Origin of the sequence: Herminiimonas fonticola (assembly GCF_003293745.1) — a bacterium.
Classification (GTDB): domain Bacteria; phylum Pseudomonadota; class Gammaproteobacteria; order Burkholderiales; family Burkholderiaceae_D; genus Oxalicibacterium; species Oxalicibacterium fonticola.
In genome coordinates this window covers 506,189-525,234 of the sequence record NZ_PTLZ01000002.1, presented here as the reverse complement: position 1 = coordinate 525,234, position 19,046 = coordinate 506,189, and the positions used below count along the sequence as shown (strand labels likewise).

The window sequence follows — 19,046 nt, the reverse complement described above, 5'->3', positions numbered from 1 at the left end:
GATATGACCATTTCATCTTCTGCATCGAACGAACAAGCGCAGCCTTTGCAGGCTGCGCTTTTTGTTTCTGACCTGCATTTGCAGGCTGCAATGCCACGGACCACCGAGGCATTTTTCAACTTTCTGCATACCCAAGCTACAAAAACCCGGCAGCTTTATTTACTAGGCGATATTTTCGAAGCTTGGGCTGGTGATGACGACATAGCCGATGCGTACAACCGACTGGTCGTAGAAGAGATCAAGAAAATAAGTGAGCGTGGCATTGATGTTTTCTGGATTGCCGGCAATCGCGACTTTCTGGTCGGCGAACAATTCGCCAAAACCTGCAACATCACACTGTTACCCGATCCATATGTAACCACTATTGCTGATCGCTTGCTCGTACTGACGCATGGCGATGCATATTGCACAGACGATGCAGCCTATATGCAATTTCGCGCGCAGGTGCGAGATGCGGAATGGCAAAGAAATTTTCTCGCCCTGCCGCTGACGCAACGCAAAGCGATTATCGAAAACCTGCGCGCAGGCAGCCGCGCTGCACAACGTGACAAGTCTTACGAAATCATGGACGTCAACAATGAAGCTATTGCAGGTTTATTCGAGCAAACTGCAACCGCAACCATGATCCACGGCCATACCCACAGGCCGGCACGCCATGACTATCAGGAAGATGGCAAGGCGCGTGTACGTTATGTATTGTCAGACTGGGATCTGGATGACACTGCGTCACGTGGAGACTGGCTGGCACTGGATACGAACGGATCTATCCGTCGCTATGATTTGAATGGCGCTGAAATCGGCAATTAGGAAATACTGGCGCAACGATGAAGCGTCATCTACCAATATACAGACGACTTACTCAAACTGTTCTTTGAATTGCTGGAACTGCTCAGTCAATGCAGCGACTTGCTGCCGCAAAGAACTGACCTCTTCTTCAAGTTGAGTAAGCCGATCTTGCCGGCTTATATGAGCAGAGCCGCCAATCGCGCTCGTTGCAGTTGCAACCTCATTCGACTCAGGAAAAACTTCGCCCGACAACAAGGTCGCGTAACGCGACTCCTTGGTCCCCGGTGTGCGCGGCAAACGCGCAACCAGCGGTGGATACTTATCCATCAGAAATTGCAAGCCTGCCTCGACATCAGCAATCGAAGAAAAATCATGCAGACGGCCGGAACGCGTACGAATTTCACCTGCAGTCTGTATGCCGCGCAGCATCAGTATCGTCAATACGGCCAGCTTGTCCTGTTCCAGCGACCACTTCACACGCAGACGATGTTGATACTTGCTGACTCGTGCACCAGCCTGATGAACCTCGGTCACGAACTTTTCTTCCATCAAACCTTGAAGAATCACCTGTACGTCGGCCTCGCTCATGGACATCACAGGATCGCGACTGGTCAATTGGTTACAACCGTTCGTCAGTGCATTCAACGATAGCGGATAACTATCCGGCGTCAGTGCTTCTTTTTCAGCGAGCACTGCCAACACGCGAATTTCACCTGCATCCAGCAAGAATTGCTCATTGCTTGATATTTCCGGCACTTCCGTACTACTTACGTCATCACTCATTTAAAACGTTTAATCCGTGGTTGTTAATCGATCTGCTACCCGATCTGTTACTCGACCAGCTTGTTCATTTCTGCCGGATCAAATTTTTCTGTTGTGAGCAAGGTTTCGCAATCGATACCAGCGCACTTCAAGGCCGCCAGAATTTTTTCGATTTGATGCTCTTGAGTCGCGGCATTATCAATCAGTCCGTGCAAGGCCTTGGATAAAGGATCGTCGCCGTTTGGTGTCACGCCATATGAAGCAAACATGCGTGCAGCAGCTTCATCACGTGCATTGTCTTTCAGGATGATGCGCGCCGGATTGCCGACCGCTGTGGCACCTGCCGGCACTTCCTTCACCACCACGGCGTTCGAACCGACCTTGGCACCCTCGCCGACCGTAAATGCGCCCAGCACCTGAGCACCGGCGCCGATGATGACGCCATTGGCCAATGTAGGATGACGCTTCGCACCTTTGCTGAGAGAAGTCCCGCCCAGAGTGACACCTTGATAGATTGTGCAATCGTCACCGACTTCTGCCGTTTCACCGATCACCACGCCGAAACCGTGATCAATAAAAACACGACGACCAATTTTTGCACCTGGATGGATTTCAATTCCGGTCAACCAACGCGCGATATGTGAGGTAAAGCGTCCCAACCACTTCAAATCATTTACCCAGAACCAATGCGCCCAGCGCTGCATGACGATTGCGTGCAAGCCTGGATAGCAGGTAATGACTTCCCACTCACTGCGCGCGGCTGGATCGCGAACTATGATATTGGCGATATCTTCTCGAATACGACTAAACATGGAATATGGATATGCGAAAAATGCTGAAGTAGCAATATTAGCCTGTTATAGCAAATCATGACGGAAGCCAAACAGGCTTTCGTCATGATTTGTACGGCTTTTTTGTGATTGCTCGACTGATGAATTACAGCTTCTGAACTGCAGTTCAGATTGCGGCTTATGAGCCGGTGGCGATCCGCTGTCTGCGGGCTTCGTACAGGCAAACACCAGAAGCCACGGATACGTTCAAGCTTTCGACCGAGCCAAACATCGGGATGCCGACCAGAACGTCACAGGTTTCCCGCGTCAGGCGGCGCATACCCTCACCTTCCGAACCCATGATCAATGCTGCCGGGCCGGAGAAATCAGCTTCATACAAGCCTTTTTCAGAGTCGTCGGTAGTTCCGATCAACAGAATTTCGCGCTCCTTGAGTTCGCGCAAGGTACGCGCCAGATTCGTTACAGTAATGTAAGGAACGGTATCGGCCGCACCACTGGCAACCTTGGCTGCCGTCGCATTCAAACCGACTGCTCTGTCTTTAGGTGCGATGACCGCATGTGCACCTGCACCATCCGCCACGCGCAGGCATGCGCCCAGATTATGCGGGTCTGTGATCCCATCCAGCACCAGCAGCAACGGTGGGCCATCAACTGCATCCAGCAATTCATCCAGATTGCGTGCCAACGACAGTTCACCCGCCTTGGCCACAACGCCTTGATGACGCCGCGTGCCGACGATACTGCTGAGACGAGCGTCGTCAGCTGAAATAATCCGCACCTTGGACGCTTCCGCGGCGCGTATCAAATCCTTCATGCGCTGATCGTGACGACTCGCGTCTATATAAATTTCTTCTACCGAAGAGGCTTCATGACGCAAACGCGCCGTGACGGCATGGAAGCCGAAAATCATCTTGCTCTTCATTTTTTATCGCTTCTTCTTGCTTGGTTTGGTTGCCGGTGGACGCTGTTTGTTTGGCGTCGCCGGCGGACGTTTTGCCTTGGTTTTTTTCGCAGGAGCTGTGCTGCCTGCAGGACTTGTTTTCGCCGAACTTTTCTTTGCACCTTTTTGCGTACGCAATTGATGCTCGGTATCCGCACGGCGCGCTTCGTTTTTCAATACCGTATGAATACCAGGCTCGGTTACCAGACGCAGATCGATTTTGCGTGCATCCAGATCAACCCGGCTAACCTGCACCGTAACCCTGTCAGTCAATTGATAACGAATACCGGTACGCTCACCGCGCAGTTCGTGACGTGCCTCATCGAATTTGAAGTGGTCCGCACCCAACTCTGTGACATGCACCATGCCCTCAATGAACAGCGAATCGAGCTGCACGAAAATACCGAAAGTCGCCACACCGGAAATCACACCAGTGAATTCTTCGCCCAGCTTGTCGCGGATGAAGTAGCACTTGAGCCATGCTTCGACGTCACGTGAAGCTTCATCCGCACGACGTTCATTGGCGGAGCAATGTATGCCCAGCGCTTCCCATATCGCGAGTTCGCCTTCGGCTTTTTGTTTGCCTTCGGCTTTATCTTGCGCATGCTTTTTACGTGCGGCGGGCGACAACATCGTGTTCAATACACTCGTGTCCATCCCTTTAGGCGTATAGCGCTTGCCTTGCAAAATCGCCTTGATCGCACGATGCGTCAGCAAATCGGGATAGCGACGGATCGGGCTGGTGAAATGAGCGTAAGCCTCATACGACAAACCGAAGTGGCCGATATTTTCCGGACTGTAGACCGCTTGCTGCATAGAACGCAGCAACATTGTTTGCAAGAGCAAGGCATCAGGACGCGTCTTGATCTTAGGCATCAACTCGGCGTAATCGGATGCGCTAGGCTTATCGCCGCCACCCAGATTCAAGCCGACCTGTTTCAGGAAAGTACGAACCTGATTCAGTTTCTCTTTCGTTGGCAACGCGTGCACGCGGTACAAACTCGGATGTTTGTGACGTTCAAGCAAGTCAGCAGCACAGACATTGGCCGCCAACATACACTCTTCGATCAGCTTGTGCGCTTCATTGCGAGTACGCGGCAATATCTGTTCGATCTTGCCAACTTCATTGCAAACAATATAGGTTTCTGTGGTTTCGAAATCAATCGCACCACGCGCATGACGTGCCTGCAGCAAAGCTTGATAAACACCATGTAAGTTCAATAGATGTGGCACCAGCATCGGGCGCTTGCTCGCTTCTATGCCCTTGGTGTTGCCGAGAATGGCAGCGACTTCGGTATAGGTCAGGCGCGCTGCAGAATGAATCACCGCAGGATAAAATTGATAAGCCTTGATCTCACCCTTGCTAGTGATTACCGCATCACAAACCAGCGTCAAGCGATCGACACCAGGATTGAGCGAACACAAACCGTTCGATAATTTTTCCGGCAACATCGGAATCACGCGGCGCGGGAAATACACCGAGGTGCTGCGTTCAATCGCATCCACGTCGAGCGGTTCATTCGGTTTCACGTAATTGCTGACATCGGCAATCGCAACGATCAAACGGAATCCATCTGCGCGACCAATCTTGCATGGTTCACAGTAAACCGCATCATCGAAATCACGCGCATCTTCACCATCGATAGTCACCAACGGCACATCGCGCAAATCGACGCGATCATTTATATCGATAGCACGGACTTCTGTCGGTAGCTTGGCTGCGGCTTTTTTTGCATCTTCAGAAAATTCGTGTGGCACGCCGTATTTGCGCACAGCGATTTCGATTTCCATGCCTGGATCATCGATGTCGCCTAGCACCTCGACAATTTTGCCGACAGGCTGGCTGAAACGCGAAGGTTGTTCGGTCAATTCGACGCTGACGACCTGGCCGGTTTTTGCTTTGCCTGGTGAGCCGGCCAGCATGATGTCCTGGCCTATGCGTTTGTCTTCGGGTGCAACAACCCACACGCCGTTTTCATTCAGCAAACGGCCGATCACATGTGTATTCGCACGCGACACAACTTCAACGATGGTGCCTTCAGGGCGACCGCGTCTATCGGTGCCGATGATGCGCGCTTGTACACGATCACCATGCAGCACTTTCTGCATTTCTTTTTCCGGCAGAAAGATGTCCGCACTTGCATCGTCTGGAATCAGAAAACCGAAACCGTCGCGATGACTACTGACGCGGCCTTCAATAAAATTGGATGAGTTCGCGAGTTGATAATTACCGGAACGATCCGGCTTGATCTGACCGTCGCGCTCCATTGCGTTCAGGCGGCGCATCAGGCCGTCCATCTCGTCAGGCTTTACGCCGAGTGCGGTGGCAAGGGATTGAGCATCATGCGACGTGGTCGCCGTGCGTAAGATGCCGAGAATTTCCTCGCGGCTGGGAATGGTGTAAGAGTATTGGCTCAAAAGCTGTTTCAGTTAATTGTTATTGGAACGGGAGTCAGTGTAACGGACGGTGACGATGTTTGCATAATAAGTCGGCAATCATCCGAAATGATTGCATTCGACGATTGACATTCAAATGATTTCCGCTATACTGCTCATCTTTCTGTAGGCCCACGTGGCGGAATTGGTAGACGCGCATGGTTCAGGTCCATGTGCCGCAAGGTGTGGGGGTTCGAGTCCCTCCGTGGGCACCAAGTTATTAAAAGCCCGTTGATTCGTCAACGGGCTTTTTCTTTTTCAGAATGCATTTCAGATTCAAGTTATTTGCAATCTGCTTACACTCAAATATTGCAGTCGATTTTATATCCGACCGCCTCGCATTTTCCCGCCGCATCCGCGTATGCCTCATTCATTGCTCACAGCATAATGCCAGCCGAGCATGACAACATCACTACACGTTTTATTCTACGTCGCCTTTTTTAATCCATGCTGCTAATTGGTGCGGGCGCAGGCCATCGTATTCTTCAAATGGCTGATGTATCCACGGATTGTGCGGCAAATACTCAAGATAGTAATCAGGCTTGACTGATGAGCAAGCTTTGTACCAGATGACGGCAGATTTTACTTCTGTCACATCAGGAAATTGCTCCGAGAGATGCGACTGAATTTTTTCCAGCGTAACGCCGGAATCAACCAGATCGTCGATCAGCAAAATGCGGCCGCTCAGTGAGCCATTGGTAATCGTGATGTGTTTGGCAATATCAAGCATGCCTTGCGTCATGCCGACATCTTCGCGATAGGAACTGGTCGATAAAATCGCCAGCGGAACATCGAAGATGCGGGAGAAGACATCACCTGGACGCAGACCGCCGCGCGCCAGGCAAAGTATTTGATCGAACTTCCAGCCGGACTCATGCACTAGCAACGCAAGACGTTCGATTGCATGGTGGTATTCATCCCATGCAACCCATAAATCCTTGTCGCTAGCTTCAGGCATGTTGCCGACTGTTGTAGATCTTATTTGAATGGATGACGCAATACGATGGTTTCTTCACGATCAGGACCGGTTGAAATCATGTCGATAGGTACACCGACGAGTTTCTCGATTCTGTCGATATAGGCACGCGCATTTGCCGGCAAGGCTTCCAGCGTTTTTGCACCCACTGTCGTTTCTTTCCAGCCTGGCATTTCTTCGTAAATCGGCTCGCAGGCTGCCGCATCTTCCGCACCAACCGGGAAGATATCCACTGTCTTGCCATTCAATTTATAACCGGTGCAAATACGCAGCGATTCCAGACCATCCAGCACGTCCAGTTTGGTGAAACACATACCAGTCACACCGTTGATCTGTACCGAGCGTTTCAGCAAGGCAGCATCGAACCAGCCGCAACGACGTGCACGACCGGTAACGGTACCGAACTCGTGACCGACTGTTGCCAGATGCTTGCCTACGCCTGTATCGGTTGGCAATTCGGATGGAAATGGCCCCGAACCTACGCGCGTGGTGTAAGCCTTGGTAATACCCAGGATGTAATGCAACATGCCTGGACCAACCCCCGAACCTGTCGATGCATTACCTGCCACGCAGTTACTCGATGTGACGTAAGGATAAGTACCGTGATCGACGTCGAGCAAGCTGCCTTGCGCGCCTTCAAACAACAGATTCGCGCCAGCATTGAATGCTGCGTACAGAGCACTCGATACGTCACCCACCATAGGCTTCAAGCGTGGCACATCGGCCAACGCATCATCCAGTGTCTTCTGGTAATCGACCGTTGGCACCTTCAGGTAATTAGCCAGTACGAAGTTGTGATAGTCGAGGTTTTCACGCAATTTTTCAGCGAAACGTTTTTCGTTCAGTAAATCGGCCGCACGAATCGCACGGCGCGCTACCTTGTCTTCGTATGCAGGGCCGATGCCTTTGCCTGTCGTACCAATCTTTGCATCGCCGCGTGCCACTTCGCGAGCGACGTCGAGTGCGGTGTGATACGGCAAAATGATCGGGCAAGCTTCAGAGATTTTCAGACGCGATGGCACTTCAACACCGATCGCAGCCAGCTTGTCGATTTCACGCAGCACGTCAGGCACTGACAGCACTACGCCGTTACCGATGTAGCACGCCACGCCATCGCGCATGATGCCCGACGGGATCAATTGCAATGCGGTTTTATGGCCGCCGATAACCAGCGTATGTCCCGCGTTATGACCGCCTTGAAAGCGCACCACGCCTTGCGAATGATCGGTCAGCCAATCGACGATCTTGCCCTTGCCTTCATCGCCCCATTGGGTACCGATTACTACGACGTTTTTTGCCATGCTTTTTGTAGACATTACTTAACCTAATTTTTTGATAATCCAGTTGCCATTTTCAAGCACGAGTACGCGATCGCACTCGAACTCATCCTGATCGTTTTCGTGGCCGGAAAGACTTTGAATCACGACTTCCCCTGCCTTGCGCAATGCGCCAATTTCTTTACTTAATGCCGGTTCACGGCCCCATGGTGCACGTATCGCGCGCTTGGGTTCAGCTACAGGCAACAATCGCGCCAATTCACGCAGATCCATCGAAAAACCAGTCGCCGGACGTGCGCGGCCAAATGCTTCACCGACATGGTCGTAACGACCGCCGCGTGCAACTGCGTTCGGCAAGCCGGGAACGTAAATCGCAAACATGGCGCCGCTTTCGTATTGATAACCGCCCAGATCTGCCAAATCGATCGTTACACTGGCGTCGCCGGCAAGGTTGACCAAGGCATTCAACTCATCCAATGCTTTGGCAATCCCAGGCAATTGTGGCAATACTTCGCGTGCCTTCGCAATCACCGTTACATCACCATATAGTCCTGGCAAGGCAAGCAAGGCGCGACGCGTGTCCGCGCCATACGCCGCGGTGATCTCCTCCAGAGCCGGCACATCTTTCGCACGCAACGCAGTATACAGTGCACGCTCATCCTTCTGCGCATTCGCATCACTTTCGAGCAATGCACGCAGCACACCGACATGGCACAAATCCAGACGTACATGGCTAAAACCTGCCAATGCCAATGAGGCCAGCGCCAGCTCTTGAATTTCGCCATCTGCTTCCAAACCGGCGTGACCGTATATCTCTGCACCGATTTGCAAAGGCTCGCGTGTGGCATGCAAACCGTTTGGACGTGTTAGCAATACGCTGCCGCAGTAGCACAGCCTTGTAACCGAGCTTCGATTCAGCAGATGCGCATCGATACGTGCAACTTGCGTTGTCATGTCTGCCCGCACACCCAAGGTACGACCAGATAGTTGGTCAATCAGCTTGAAGGTGCGCAAATCCATATCCTGGCCGGCACCGGCCAACAAGGACTCCAGATACTCCAGCATAGGAGGCATGACCAGCTCGTAGCCGTACAGATGGAAACTGTCGATGATCAGACGACGCAACTCTTCAATCTTGCGCGCTTCAGACGGCAAAACATCGGCAATATTTTCAGGCAAGAGCCAATTAGGCATGACGGGAAATGAAATAGGTCAGAAAAAAAATAGGCACGGCTAATATCGCCAAGGCACTTGGCAAAGCGCAATTCAAAACTGAAACACGCTCGTGAAAATTATTCGCTCTTGTAAAACGTAGTGGTGCTAAAAAGAAAAGACTGCCGTGAACGCATCAGGACTTGAGTACCAAGACCTTGGCCCCATCCTGCATTCACGGCAGACAACTTTATTTCTTTGGCGCGCTACTACCAGTTGTCGGATTTTTGAAGTACTTAAAGAACTCAGAATTCGGATCGATGACGAGCATATCATTGCGCGTCTTGAAGCTGGCACGATAAGCTTCGAGGCTACGATAGAACTTGTAGAACTCCGGGCTTTGTCCAAATGCCTGCGCGTAAATCTGCGACGCTTTCGCATCGCCTTCACCACGTATTTGCTCGGCATCGCGATAAGCTTCAGCCAGAATCACAGTACGTTGACGATCAGCATCTGCACGAATTTTCTCTGAATCTGCCGCGCCTGTCGAACGCAATTCATTCGCTACACGTGCACGCTCGGATTTCATGCGCTCAAAAACCGAGGCGTTGATCTGATCAACGTAATCAACACGCTTCAAACGCACATCGACAATCTCGACACCAATCTGTTTGGCTTCTTCCGTTACTTTTTTCTGAATACCGTCCATGACCTTGCCGCGTTCGCCGGAGATCACTTCACGCACTGTGCGTTTGGTAATTTCTTCGTTCAGCGAAGCCTTGACGATTTGCGCCATGCGGTTTTGCGCACTGCGCTCATCGCCACTGAAACTGACGTAATACAGACGTGGATCAACGATGCGCCATTTGACGAAAGCATCGACCAGGATATTTTTCTTTTCAGCCGTGATGAAGCGATCCGCATCTGGCGTATCCAGCGTCAGGATGCGCTTATCAAGAAAGATTACATTCTGGAATGGCGGTGGCAATTTGAAATGTAAACCAGGTTCACTGATCACCGTTTTCACTTCACCCAAGGCAAACACGATCGCGTACTGGCGCTGATCGACCACAAACATAGTCGAGAAAAATACGCCGACCACAATCACCAATGCGATTACAACAGAAATAAGGCGATTCATTATCGAGCCTCCCGATCACGGGAACTACGGCTATCACGGGTGCGGGAATCCTGCTGCAATTGCGTCTCCAATGCGACTGAATCAGATGGTAATGCTGGTGTAGTAGCTGTGGTTGCTGATGGCGCAGTTGCTGTGCCGGCAGCAGTTTGTGCAATCAATTTATCCAGCGGCAGATAAATCAGATTATTACTGCCCTTGGAATCAACCATCACTTTGGTCGTGCTTGAGAAGATCTTCTGCATCGTCTCGATATACATACGGTCACGTGTCACGGCTGGCGCTTTTTGATATTCCGCCAGCACTTGCTTGAAGCGAGATGCTTCACCCTGCGCATTCGCAGTCACACTCGCACGATAAGCTTCCGACTCTTGCATCAGACGCGAGGCGGCACCACGGGCACGCGGAATCACGTCGTTGGCATAAGCTTGACCTTCATTCTTTTGACGTTCACGATCCTGGCCTGCTTTCACCGCATCATCGAACGAAGCTTGTACTTGTTCCGGCGGCTGCACACCTTGCATCGTCACGTTAGTAATTTGCACACCAGCCTTGTACTTATCAACGATTTGCTGCATCAACTGGCTGGCGTCAAATGCGATTTTTTCGCGACCTTCATACAAGACAAAATCCATCTTGTTGCGTCCAACGACTTCGCGTATCGCAGTTTCTGCGACTTGCTTGACCATCTCGTCCTGCTCGCGGTTGTTGAATACCCAGTCAGAAGCATTTTTCAATGTGAATTGAACTGCAAACTGGATATCGATGATGTTTTCATCTTCAGTCAACATCAAGGATTCTTGCTGCTGCTTGTTTTTGACGTTGCCGCGATAGCCGACCTCTACCGTACGAACCTGCGACACATTCACAGTTTCGTGGCTTTGAATCGGGGTCGGCCAGCGCCAGTTAAAACCGGCTGGCGTCATGTGGCTGAATTTACCGAAGGTCATGACTACGCCGGTTTGGCCTTCTTGCACGATGAAGAAGCCACTCACCAGCCACAGAAATCCAACGATCGCAGCGATGACTCCGGCACCAATGCCGGCACCACGCATGTCAGGGGTAAATCCGGTTCCACCGGAATTGCCACCGTTACCGTTGTTATTGCCGCCACCGTTTTTCTTGTTACCAAACAGGTTGCTTAGGCGCTGATTAAAATCGCGCCACAATTGATCCAGATCTGGCGGGCCGTCGTTCGGCCGTTTGCCATCCTGATTCTTGTTATTGTCGTCAGAGCCACGACCCCAGCGAGGATCGTTGAGCGAGAATTTCAAGCCAAATCTTTTGAGTAGGGAAACAAGCATTCTTTTGCGGTCCGGGCTGAAAAATAATGGGTTGGAATACCAAAAAATTCGTTATAGGTTGACGTCGTCAGATGCAGTTAGCGATACATCTGCTAGTCCAGCGGCGCGCTGCTTCGCACATTCGACTATCGCTTCACGCAATAGATCCAATCCGCTTCCAGTCTGGGCACTAATAAAAACACGTCGGATTTTATCATATTCATCACGCTCCAAAGCAGGTTCCAGCCCTGCAGCGTCAATCTTGTTCCAAACTAGAATCTGCGGGATGTGATCGGCACCGATTTCTTGCAAAACCATATTCACTTCTTCGATCTGTTGCATACGCATCGGACTTGCGCCATCGACCACATGCAACAGTAAATCGGCGTTTATGGTTTCCTCTAAAGTGGCGCGAAATGCGGCAACCAATTGATGCGGCAACTCGCGAATAAAGCCGACTGTATCCGAAATCACGACATTACCAGCTTCTCCCAGATAAATGCGGCGAGAAGTAGTATCCAGCGTAGCAAACAACTGATCCGCAGCCAGCATTCTCGCCTTGGTCAATGCATTGAACAGTGTTGATTTACCTGCATTGGTATAGCCAACCAGCGAAATGGAAAATGCATTATTACGACCGCGCGCACGACGTTGTGTTGCACGCTGTTTTTGCAGTTTTTCGAGCTTCGCACGGAGAGCTTTAACCCGCTCGCCCAGCAAGCGTCTATCGGTTTCCAATTGCGTCTCACCCGGACCACGCAAGCCGATACCGCCTTTTTGGCGTTCCAGATGGGTCCAACCACGGATCAAGCGGGTAGATAAATGTTGCAATTGCGCCAATTCGACCTGGACTTTACCTTCGTGACTTTGTGCACGCTGCGCGAAAATATCCAGAATCAGGCTGGTGCGATCGACCACCCTGATCTTCAGATGGCGCTCCAGATTACGTTGCTGCGCGGGGGAAAGTGCGTGATTGAAGATAACGATATCGATCTCATGATCAAGCACCGCATCGGCTATTTCATTTGCCTTGCCGGAACCGACGAACAAGGCAGCGTCCGGACTGGCACGCTTGCCTGTAATCGTCATGATAGGTTCGGCACCTGCGGATCGCGCAAGTAGGGAAAGTTCTTCCAGGCTTGCGGCAAAATCGCCTTTACCAAAATCAAGGCCAACCAGTACTGCACGCATATTAGTCCCGTGCCAGTAGCAAAATGATGCCGACCTTATTCAGCTTCAGACTCGATGCTCAGATTCACGGCGCGTGCCGGAACGACTGTGGAAATTGCGTGTTTGTAGACCATTTGCGTAACGGTATTGCGCAGCAATACGACGTATTGATCAAACGATTCGATATGACCCTGGAGCTTGATGCCATTGACGAGATAGATAGAAACGGGGACGTGCTCTTTGCGCAAGGCATTGAGGAATGGGTCTTGTAACAGTTGCCCTTTGTTGGTCATGACAGCTCCATTGTGTTGTTGTGATTAGGAGGTTGAGGCATCTTGCTTGTTTTCAAGTGCCTCTCTCAGGAATGTAATCGATTTCGGACTTTTCCGTCCAGCCGGTTTATTTTTCCGAACGACTGAAAGGGTTTTTGCCGGAACGTAACTCGATACGTAGTGGAGTCCCTACCAGCGAAAAAGTTTCGCGGAAATGTTTTTCAAGGAAGCGTTTGTAATTCGCATCGATAGCATCCAGCGCATTGCCGTGGATGACGACAATAGGTGGATTCATCCCGCCCTGATGCGCGTAACGCAATTTCGGACGGATGGAACCCTTGCGACGCGGTTGCTGATGCTCTACCGCTTCGATCAAGGCGCGGGTCAGTTTTGGAGTAGACAAATTGGACATCGCTGCTGCGTAAGCACCATCGACTGATTTCATCATCGGGCCAATACCGCTCGATTTTAGTGCAGAGACAAAATGTGTTTTCGCAAATGACAAGAAACCCAGTTTTCGCTCCAGATCAATCTTGATCTCGTCGCGTCTATCGCTGGTCAAACCGTCCCATTTATTCACGCCGACTACCAATGCACGGCCGGACTCCAGAATGAAGCCGGCAATATGCGCATCCTGTTCGGAAATATCCTGTTGTGCATCCAGCAGCAAGAGCACGACATTCGCTTCGGAAATCGATTGCAGGGTTTTAACCACCGAAAATTTTTCGATCGCTTCAAATACCTTGCCGCGACGGCGTATGCCGGCAGTATCGATCAAGGTGTACAACTTGCCGTCGCGCTCAAACGGAATCTCGATTGAATCGCGGGTAGTGCCCGGCAAATCGAAAGCGATCACGCGCTCTTCGCCCAGCAAGGTATTGACCAGCGTTGACTTGCCGACATTCGGGCGACCGACAATCGCCAGCCGGACACTGCGGTCCTTCGACTCAGGGATTTCTTCTTCCGGCGGACGTTGCGCGAAGGCGATATCCAGCGACTCTTCTACCAGATCGGTAACGCCATCGCCATGCGCGGCAGAAATCACGTAAGGATCACCAAGACCGAGTTCATAGAAATCGGCGGTGACCATCGTGTACTTCATACCCTCGGCCTTGTTGACCACCAGCATCACCGAGCGCCCCGACTTGCGCAGAAAATCGGTAATGGTTTTATCGTGTGGCGTCAGACCCTGACGACCGTCGACGATAAAGATCACGACGTCCGCTTCTGCTACCGCCTGCTTGGTCTGCTTGGCCATTTCATGCATGATGCCTTCCTTGGCAACAGGCTCGAAACCGCCAGTATCAATCACCAGAAAAGGACGTTCGCCCACACGGCCTTCGCCGTAGTGCCGATCACGCGTCAAGCCCGGAAGATCAGCGACCAAGGCATCGCGCGACCTCGTGAGTCGGTTGAATAGCGTGGATTTGCCGACGTTAGGTCGACCTACAAGTGCAATAACCGGCTTCATCTAATTGTTTTACTCGGCCGCAATTGCGACCAACGTTCCTGATTGAGTTTGAAAAATAAAATTCGCGCCGGCACTAACCGGCGCGGCAAGAATCGGGCTGCCATCGGTACTGATACGCGCCGCTAACAAACCATCTTCTTTCGAGAAAAAATGGATGTAACCTTGGTAATCACCTATCGCGACCAAACGGTTGGAGCTGACAGGCGTCGACAAGCGGCGATTCGCCAATTGCGTATTGCGCCAGATACTGGTGCCGCCATCGCGCGCAAAAGCACTTAATCCACCACGCTCATCGGCGGCGTAAACAAAACGTTCATCGACTGCCACACCTACATCGCTGGATAATGCTTTCGCCCAGCGTGGCGTGCCACTGGCTGCATCGAAACAAGCCACACGTCCCTGATACGCAACTGCACAAACATCACGACCGGCCACAACCGGTGAACCGGAAATATCAGCGATACGTTCCAATTCTGTCGTACCGCGTGGATCACCGACAGCGACTTCCCAACGCGGCGCGCCATTATTCAACATGACGGCCAGCAAGCGGCCACCAGCCAAACCAACGAAAGCCGTCGAGTTCACAATCGTGATACCAGGCGAAGTACGCAAGGTCAGCGCCGGTGCCGTACGTTGCAGGAACCATTTGCGCGCGCCTGTCGCCGCATCCAGTGCGACCACGCGATTATCCAGACTACGTACTACCACGACGTTTTGGCCGATTGCAGGCGTAGACAACACTTCGCTGCTGGCTTGTGCCTTCCAGAGTTGTTTGCCGTTGCCGTCAAATGCCAGCACGGTGCCTTTTTCACCAGCGACAACGATGGTATCGCCGTCACTGCCGACGCCAGCCGTCAACTTGGTTCCAGCATTGATGCTCCATATCGAACGACCTGTCGCTGCATTGATGCGCGTAATCGTGCCGTCCGCTGCTGCGGCAAATACATCGTTGCCAACGACAGCAGGCGCAAAACTATATTGACCTGCCTTACCGACTCTTTCCGACCAGACAGTACGCACAGTTGCTGTCGGTTTGACTTCGGTCAACGCAGCAGGTTGATTGCGTGTCGATGGTTTGCTGGCAAACGGATTAAGCGAGGAACATCCGGTGATTGCAAGCAACAATCCTGCGCCCAGAATTTTTGACGTTGCCAGCACGGCAGAATTCAACGTGGCATTCGATTTGATACGCATCTTCGTCCTTAAGCGTTTTTAAAGCTGGTGTATGCAGCTAGTTTATGCAGCTTTTTTCACGGAAGCGCCACCAATTGCATCCAGTTTTATCTGGATCAACTGACGTCCCGGATTTTGCGCATCGATTTTTTCGAGGGCAGCCTGATACGCGGTACGCGCTTCATCCAGCTTGTTCTGTGCAACGAAGATATCGCCTTTGCGATCGCTCACCACACCGGCAAACTCTGCAGGAAAATCACCCGCCAAAGTTTTCAAACCTTCATCGTATGCTTTTTCATCGAGCAAAATACCAGCCAGACGAATTTTTGCGATGGCCTTGTATTCATCACTACCTTTGTCGGCGACCCACTGCAACTGCGCTTTTGCGGTTTTAAAGTCATTAGCATCGAAAGCCGATTTAGCCGCTGCCAAGCCACTCATTTGCGCATAAGCAGTACGGGAAAATTTCTCTTCCATGTCGGTAGCTACGCGCTGGATTTTTTCCTTGTCTTGTGCCGTTACAGCTTTTTGCAACTCTTCATAAAGCTGCCCTGCCTGTGCCGACTGATTGCGTTGATACAAGCCCCAACCTGCCCAGGCTGCGTACGCAGCCAGCACGATAATCAACAACCAGGTAACCAGATTGCCGTATTGATTCCACCAGGCTTTAAGGCTGGCTAGTTGTTCTTCTTCTGCGTGATCGTATGCCATGATGATTTTTGATATTAGTGGTGATAGTGAACGTGATCGGCGTGATCGTGGTCATGATCATCGCCAACAATTTGGTCGACCAGATAATCGGCAATACCTTCGAACACAACATTCGATTGCTTGCCCTCTGAATCGCGCATTTCTTTAACGACTGCCATACCTTGTGCGATTTCATCTTCGCCGATAATCACGGCGTAAGCTGCACCGCTATTGTCTGCGCGCTTCATCTGCGATTTAAAACTGCCAATACCGGCAGACGATGCGCAATGCAACAAGACATCCAGACCTGCATCGCGCAAACGTTCTGCGACAACGGAGGCTTGCAACTGCGCGGCTTCGCCTTGATGCACGATATAAACGTCGCATTGATTCGGTGCAAATTTTTCGCCGCTGGCTTTCATTAGTTCGAGCAGGCGTTCAACGCCCATCGCAAAACCGCAAGCCGGTGTCGGTTTGCCACCAAACATTTCCACCAAGGGATCGTAACGACCGCCGCCGCAAACCGTACCTTGCGAGCCGAGCTGATCGGTGACCCATTCAAACACGGTGCGATTGTAATAATCCATACCGCGCACCAAACGCGGATTGATCGTGAACGGAATCGCATTGTGATTCAGGATTTTTTGCACACCTTCAAAATGCGCACGCGAATCTTCACCCAGATAATCGAGCAGCTTAGGTGCCGCATTGACCATATCCTGCATGGTCGGATTTTTTGTATCGAGAATGCGCAATGGGTTGCTGTGCAAACGCTTTTGCGCTTCGGCATCCAGCAATTCCGCGTGCTGTTCAAAGTAGGCAATCAGATCAGCTCTATGCTTGTTACGCTCTTCCGCATTGCCGATCGAATTCAATTCCAGACGTACATCCTGCAAACCAAGGTCATCCCACAAACGCTGACACATCATGATTAGTTCTGCATCGATATCCGGGCCGGAAAAACCGATTGCTTCTGCACCGATCTGATGAAACTGACGATAGCGGCCACGTTGCGGTCTTTCGTGACGGAACATCGGGCCTGAATACCACAGACGCTTTGGACCGTCGTAAGTCAAATTGTGTTCGAGCGCGGCGCGCACGACGCTTGCCGTGCATTCCGGACGCAAGGTCAACTCATCGCCATTCATCGAATCGGTAAAAGAATACATTTCCTTTTCGACGATATCGGTGACTGCACCCAGCCCGCGCGCAAACAAGGCAGTCGGCTCAACGATAGGCGTACGAATTTGCTGAAAGCCGTAGCTTTTCAAAACCGTATGCACAGTATTTTCAAACAATTCCCACATCGGAGCATCGCCAGGGAGAATATCGTTCATTCCCTTTACGCCGACAATTTTTTCTATTTTCTTGGTATCTGACATTTATTTTTAAAAACTTATCTTTAACTTGTTTGATGCTGCCGGCTTCGTGACCAACATCGCTTATTCAGCAAGGCCACTAGCAGTTGTGTTTTCTTTACCGTAGCGAGTCTTGACGTAATCCAGCACGATTGCATGAAATTCTGCGGCGATATTATCGCCACGCAGAGTAACGGTTTTTTCACCATCGACGAATACCGGTGCGGCCGGCGATTCGCCGGTACCCGGCAAACTGATACCGATGTTCGCGTGCTTTGATTCACCCGGGCCGTTGACGATGCATCCCATCACTGCAACGTTCATCGCTTCGACACCTGGATACTGTTTTTTCCAAACCGGCATCTGATCGCGCAGATAAGTCTGAATGCCATCGGCCAATTCCTGAAATACCGTCGACGTCGTACGACCACAACCCGGGCATGCAATCACCATAGGCGTAAATTTACGCAGTCCCATGGTTTGCAGAATTTCCTGACCAACAATGACTTCACGAGTTCGATCGCCACCAGGTTCCGGCGTCAGCGAAATACGGATCGTGTCGCCTATGCCTTCTTGCAGCAACACCGACAATGCAGCCGTTGAAGCAACGATACCTTTGCTACCCATGCCCGCTTCGGTCAAACCGAGGTGCAATGGATAATCGCAACGACGCGCCAGTTCGCGATAAACCGCGATCAAATCCTGAACACCCGATACCTTGCACGACAGGATGATGCGATCACCAGCCAGACCGACTTCTTCGGCCCGCAACGCGTTTTCAATTGCTGAAGTGACTAACGCCTCATACATCACCGCCTGCGCAGTCCAAGGGTTCGTTCTTGCCGCGTTTTCATCCATGATGCGCGCCAGCAGTTCTTGATCCAGGCTGCCCCAATTGACGCCGATACGTACCGGCTTGTCGAAGCGGCAGGCCGTTTCTATCATCTGCGCAAACTGCGTATCGCGCTTATTACCCTTGCCTACATTGCCGGGATTGATACGATATTTCGCCAGCGCTTTTGCGCAATCCGGATAATCGTTCAACAGCTTGTGACCGTTGTAATGAAAATCGCCCACCAGCGGCACGACGATATCCATCTTGTCGAGTTGCTCGCAGATTGCCGGCACGGCAGCTGCAGCTTCCGGCGTATTCACCGTGATGCGCACCATTTCCGAACCCGCTCGCGCCAATTCCTTGATCTGAATTGCAGTGCCGATGACATCTGCCGTATCGGTATTAGTCATCGATTGCACGACAACAGGCGCATCGCCACCTATACGCACTTCGCGGCCGCCGTAACTGACAACCGCTATACGACTTTTACGCCGCGCCAAAGAACCTGTAGCAATCGGATCAGATGAAGACATACT

At 51.5% G+C, this 19,046-nt stretch carries 17 protein-coding genes and 1 tRNA gene; 2 read left to right on the top strand and 16 right to left on the bottom strand.

Annotation, left to right across the window (positions count from 1 at the left end; genetic code table 11):
• The first annotated feature begins 3 nt into the window (after positions 1–3).
• Positions 4–807 carry a UDP-2,3-diacylglucosamine diphosphatase gene (locus Hfont_RS09825; RefSeq protein ID WP_112992191.1) on the top strand — a complete coding sequence of 268 codons (804 nt, stop codon included), beginning with the start codon at positions 4–6 and terminating at the stop codon, positions 805–807.
• 48 nt (positions 808–855) lie between these two features.
• On the opposite strand, the gene Hfont_RS09820 is transcribed toward Hfont_RS09825, so the two are convergent.
• The 4 genes from Hfont_RS09820 to rnr form a co-directional block, all read right to left on the bottom strand.
• Positions 856–1,569 (bottom strand): YceH family protein, encoded by a 714-nt coding sequence (locus Hfont_RS09820; RefSeq protein ID WP_112992190.1) that lies wholly within the window; start codon positions 1,567–1,569, stop codon positions 856–858.
• 47 nt (positions 1,570–1,616) lie between these two features.
• A complete protein-coding gene (gene cysE, locus Hfont_RS09815) occupies positions 1,617–2,360 on the bottom strand; it encodes a serine O-acetyltransferase (protein ID WP_112992189.1) in 744 nt (247 codons plus the stop codon).
• Between the two features lie 157 nt (positions 2,361–2,517).
• Complete coding sequence (gene rlmB / locus Hfont_RS09810) at positions 2,518–3,261, bottom strand: 23S rRNA (guanosine(2251)-2'-O)-methyltransferase RlmB (RefSeq protein WP_112992188.1); 744 nt, start codon at positions 3,259–3,261, stop codon at positions 2,518–2,520.
• 3 nt (positions 3,262–3,264) lie between these two features.
• Positions 3,265–5,697: a ribonuclease R gene (gene rnr / locus Hfont_RS09805; RefSeq protein WP_112992187.1), complete on the bottom strand. Its 2,433-nt coding sequence runs from the start codon at positions 5,695–5,697 to the stop codon at positions 3,265–3,267.
• A gap of 148 nt (positions 5,698–5,845) precedes the next feature.
• Here rnr and Hfont_RS09800 point away from each other — a divergent pair.
• Positions 5,846–5,930 (top strand) — tRNA-Leu (locus tag Hfont_RS09800).
• Between the two features lie 206 nt (positions 5,931–6,136).
• On the opposite strand, the gene Hfont_RS09795 is transcribed toward Hfont_RS09800, so the two are convergent.
• The 12 genes from Hfont_RS09795 to ispG all read right to left on the bottom strand — a co-directional run bounded on the left by Hfont_RS09795 (position 6,137) and on the right by ispG (position 19,043).
• On the bottom strand, positions 6,137–6,673 hold the full coding sequence (locus Hfont_RS09795; RefSeq protein WP_112992186.1) for a phosphoribosyltransferase: 537 nt from the start codon (positions 6,671–6,673) through the stop codon (positions 6,137–6,139).
• A 20-nt stretch (positions 6,674–6,693) separates the two neighbouring features.
• Positions 6,694–8,007, bottom strand: a complete 1,314-nt coding sequence (locus tag Hfont_RS09790) for an adenylosuccinate synthase (protein ID WP_162845898.1) — start codon at positions 8,005–8,007, stop codon at positions 6,694–6,696.
• 3 nt (positions 8,008–8,010) lie between these two features.
• Positions 8,011–9,162, bottom strand: coding sequence for an ATP phosphoribosyltransferase regulatory subunit (locus tag Hfont_RS09785; RefSeq protein ID WP_112992185.1), 1,152 nt, complete (start codon positions 9,160–9,162; stop codon positions 8,011–8,013).
• Between the two features lie 208 nt (positions 9,163–9,370).
• Positions 9,371–10,261, bottom strand: coding sequence for a protease modulator HflC (gene hflC, locus Hfont_RS09780; RefSeq protein WP_112992184.1), 891 nt, complete (start codon positions 10,259–10,261; stop codon positions 9,371–9,373).
• Positions 10,261–11,562, bottom strand: a complete 1,302-nt coding sequence (gene hflK, locus Hfont_RS09775) for an FtsH protease activity modulator HflK (protein ID WP_112992183.1) — start codon at positions 11,560–11,562, stop codon at positions 10,261–10,263. Before hflK ends, hflC begins: the two co-directional genes overlap by 1 nt.
• A 51-nt stretch (positions 11,563–11,613) precedes the next feature.
• Entirely contained in the window at positions 11,614–12,732 is a 1,119-nt protein-coding gene (gene hflX, locus Hfont_RS09770) for a GTPase HflX (protein ID WP_112992182.1), read from the bottom strand.
• Positions 12,733–12,767: 35 nt separating this feature from the next.
• Entirely contained in the window at positions 12,768–13,004 is a 237-nt protein-coding gene (hfq, locus tag Hfont_RS09765; RefSeq protein WP_112992181.1) for an RNA chaperone Hfq, read from the bottom strand.
• A gap of 106 nt (positions 13,005–13,110) precedes the next feature.
• Complete coding sequence (der, locus tag Hfont_RS09760; RefSeq protein WP_112992180.1) at positions 13,111–14,454, bottom strand: ribosome biogenesis GTPase Der; 1,344 nt, start codon at positions 14,452–14,454, stop codon at positions 13,111–13,113.
• A gap of 9 nt (positions 14,455–14,463) precedes the next feature.
• A complete protein-coding gene (bamB, locus tag Hfont_RS09755) occupies positions 14,464–15,648 on the bottom strand; it encodes an outer membrane protein assembly factor BamB (RefSeq protein ID WP_112992179.1) in 1,185 nt (394 codons plus the stop codon).
• 42 nt (positions 15,649–15,690) lie between these two features.
• Positions 15,691–16,338 (bottom strand): tetratricopeptide repeat protein, encoded by a 648-nt coding sequence (locus Hfont_RS09750; RefSeq protein WP_112992178.1) that lies wholly within the window; start codon positions 16,336–16,338, stop codon positions 15,691–15,693.
• A 14-nt stretch (positions 16,339–16,352) separates the two neighbouring features.
• Complete coding sequence (hisS, locus tag Hfont_RS09745) at positions 16,353–17,699, bottom strand: histidine--tRNA ligase (protein ID WP_112992177.1); 1,347 nt, start codon at positions 17,697–17,699, stop codon at positions 16,353–16,355.
• A 60-nt stretch (positions 17,700–17,759) separates the two neighbouring features.
• Positions 17,760–19,043, bottom strand: a complete 1,284-nt coding sequence (gene ispG, locus Hfont_RS09740; RefSeq protein WP_112992176.1) for a flavodoxin-dependent (E)-4-hydroxy-3-methylbut-2-enyl-diphosphate synthase — start codon at positions 19,041–19,043, stop codon at positions 17,760–17,762.
• Positions 19,044–19,046: the final 3 nt, after the last annotated feature.

What these genes read in the sequence shown, in the direction of transcription:
- Hfont_RS09825 (WP_112992191.1), top strand. Translation starts at nt 4, where the DNA reads ATGACCATTTCATCTTCTGCATCGAACGAACAAGCGCAGCCTTTGCAG.
- Hfont_RS09820 (WP_112992190.1), bottom strand. Translation starts at nt 1,569, where the DNA reads ATGAGTGATGACGTAAGTAGTACGGAAGTGCCGGAAATATCAAGCAAT.
- cysE (WP_112992189.1), bottom strand. Translation starts at nt 2,360, where the DNA reads ATGTTTAGTCGTATTCGAGAAGATATCGCCAATATCATAGTTCGCGAT.
- rlmB (WP_112992188.1), bottom strand. Translation starts at nt 3,261, where the DNA reads ATGAAGAGCAAGATGATTTTCGGCTTCCATGCCGTCACGGCGCGTTTG.
- Hfont_RS09795 (WP_112992186.1), bottom strand. Translation starts at nt 6,673, where the DNA reads ATGCCTGAAGCTAGCGACAAGGATTTATGGGTTGCATGGGATGAATAC.
- Hfont_RS09790 (WP_162845898.1), bottom strand. Translation starts at nt 8,007, where the DNA reads ATGTCTACAAAAAGCATGGCAAAAAACGTCGTAGTAATCGGTACCCAA.
- Hfont_RS09785 (WP_112992185.1), bottom strand. Translation starts at nt 9,162, where the DNA reads ATGCCTAATTGGCTCTTGCCTGAAAATATTGCCGATGTTTTGCCGTCT.
- hflC (WP_112992184.1), bottom strand. Translation starts at nt 10,261, where the DNA reads ATGAATCGCCTTATTTCTGTTGTAATCGCATTGGTGATTGTGGTCGGC.
- hflK (WP_112992183.1), bottom strand. Translation starts at nt 11,562, where the DNA reads ATGCTTGTTTCCCTACTCAAAAGATTTGGCTTGAAATTCTCGCTCAAC.
- hflX (WP_112992182.1), bottom strand. Translation starts at nt 12,732, where the DNA reads ATGCGTGCAGTACTGGTTGGCCTTGATTTTGGTAAAGGCGATTTTGCC.
- hfq (WP_112992181.1), bottom strand. Translation starts at nt 13,004, where the DNA reads ATGACCAACAAAGGGCAACTGTTACAAGACCCATTCCTCAATGCCTTG.
- der (WP_112992180.1), bottom strand. Translation starts at nt 14,454, where the DNA reads ATGAAGCCGGTTATTGCACTTGTAGGTCGACCTAACGTCGGCAAATCC.
- bamB (WP_112992179.1), bottom strand. Translation starts at nt 15,648, where the DNA reads ATGCGTATCAAATCGAATGCCACGTTGAATTCTGCCGTGCTGGCAACG.
- Hfont_RS09750 (WP_112992178.1), bottom strand. Translation starts at nt 16,338, where the DNA reads ATGGCATACGATCACGCAGAAGAAGAACAACTAGCCAGCCTTAAAGCC.
- hisS (WP_112992177.1), bottom strand. Translation starts at nt 17,699, where the DNA reads ATGTCAGATACCAAGAAAATAGAAAAAATTGTCGGCGTAAAGGGAATG.
- ispG (WP_112992176.1), bottom strand. Translation starts at nt 19,043, where the DNA reads ATGTCTTCATCTGATCCGATTGCTACAGGTTCTTTGGCGCGGCGTAAA.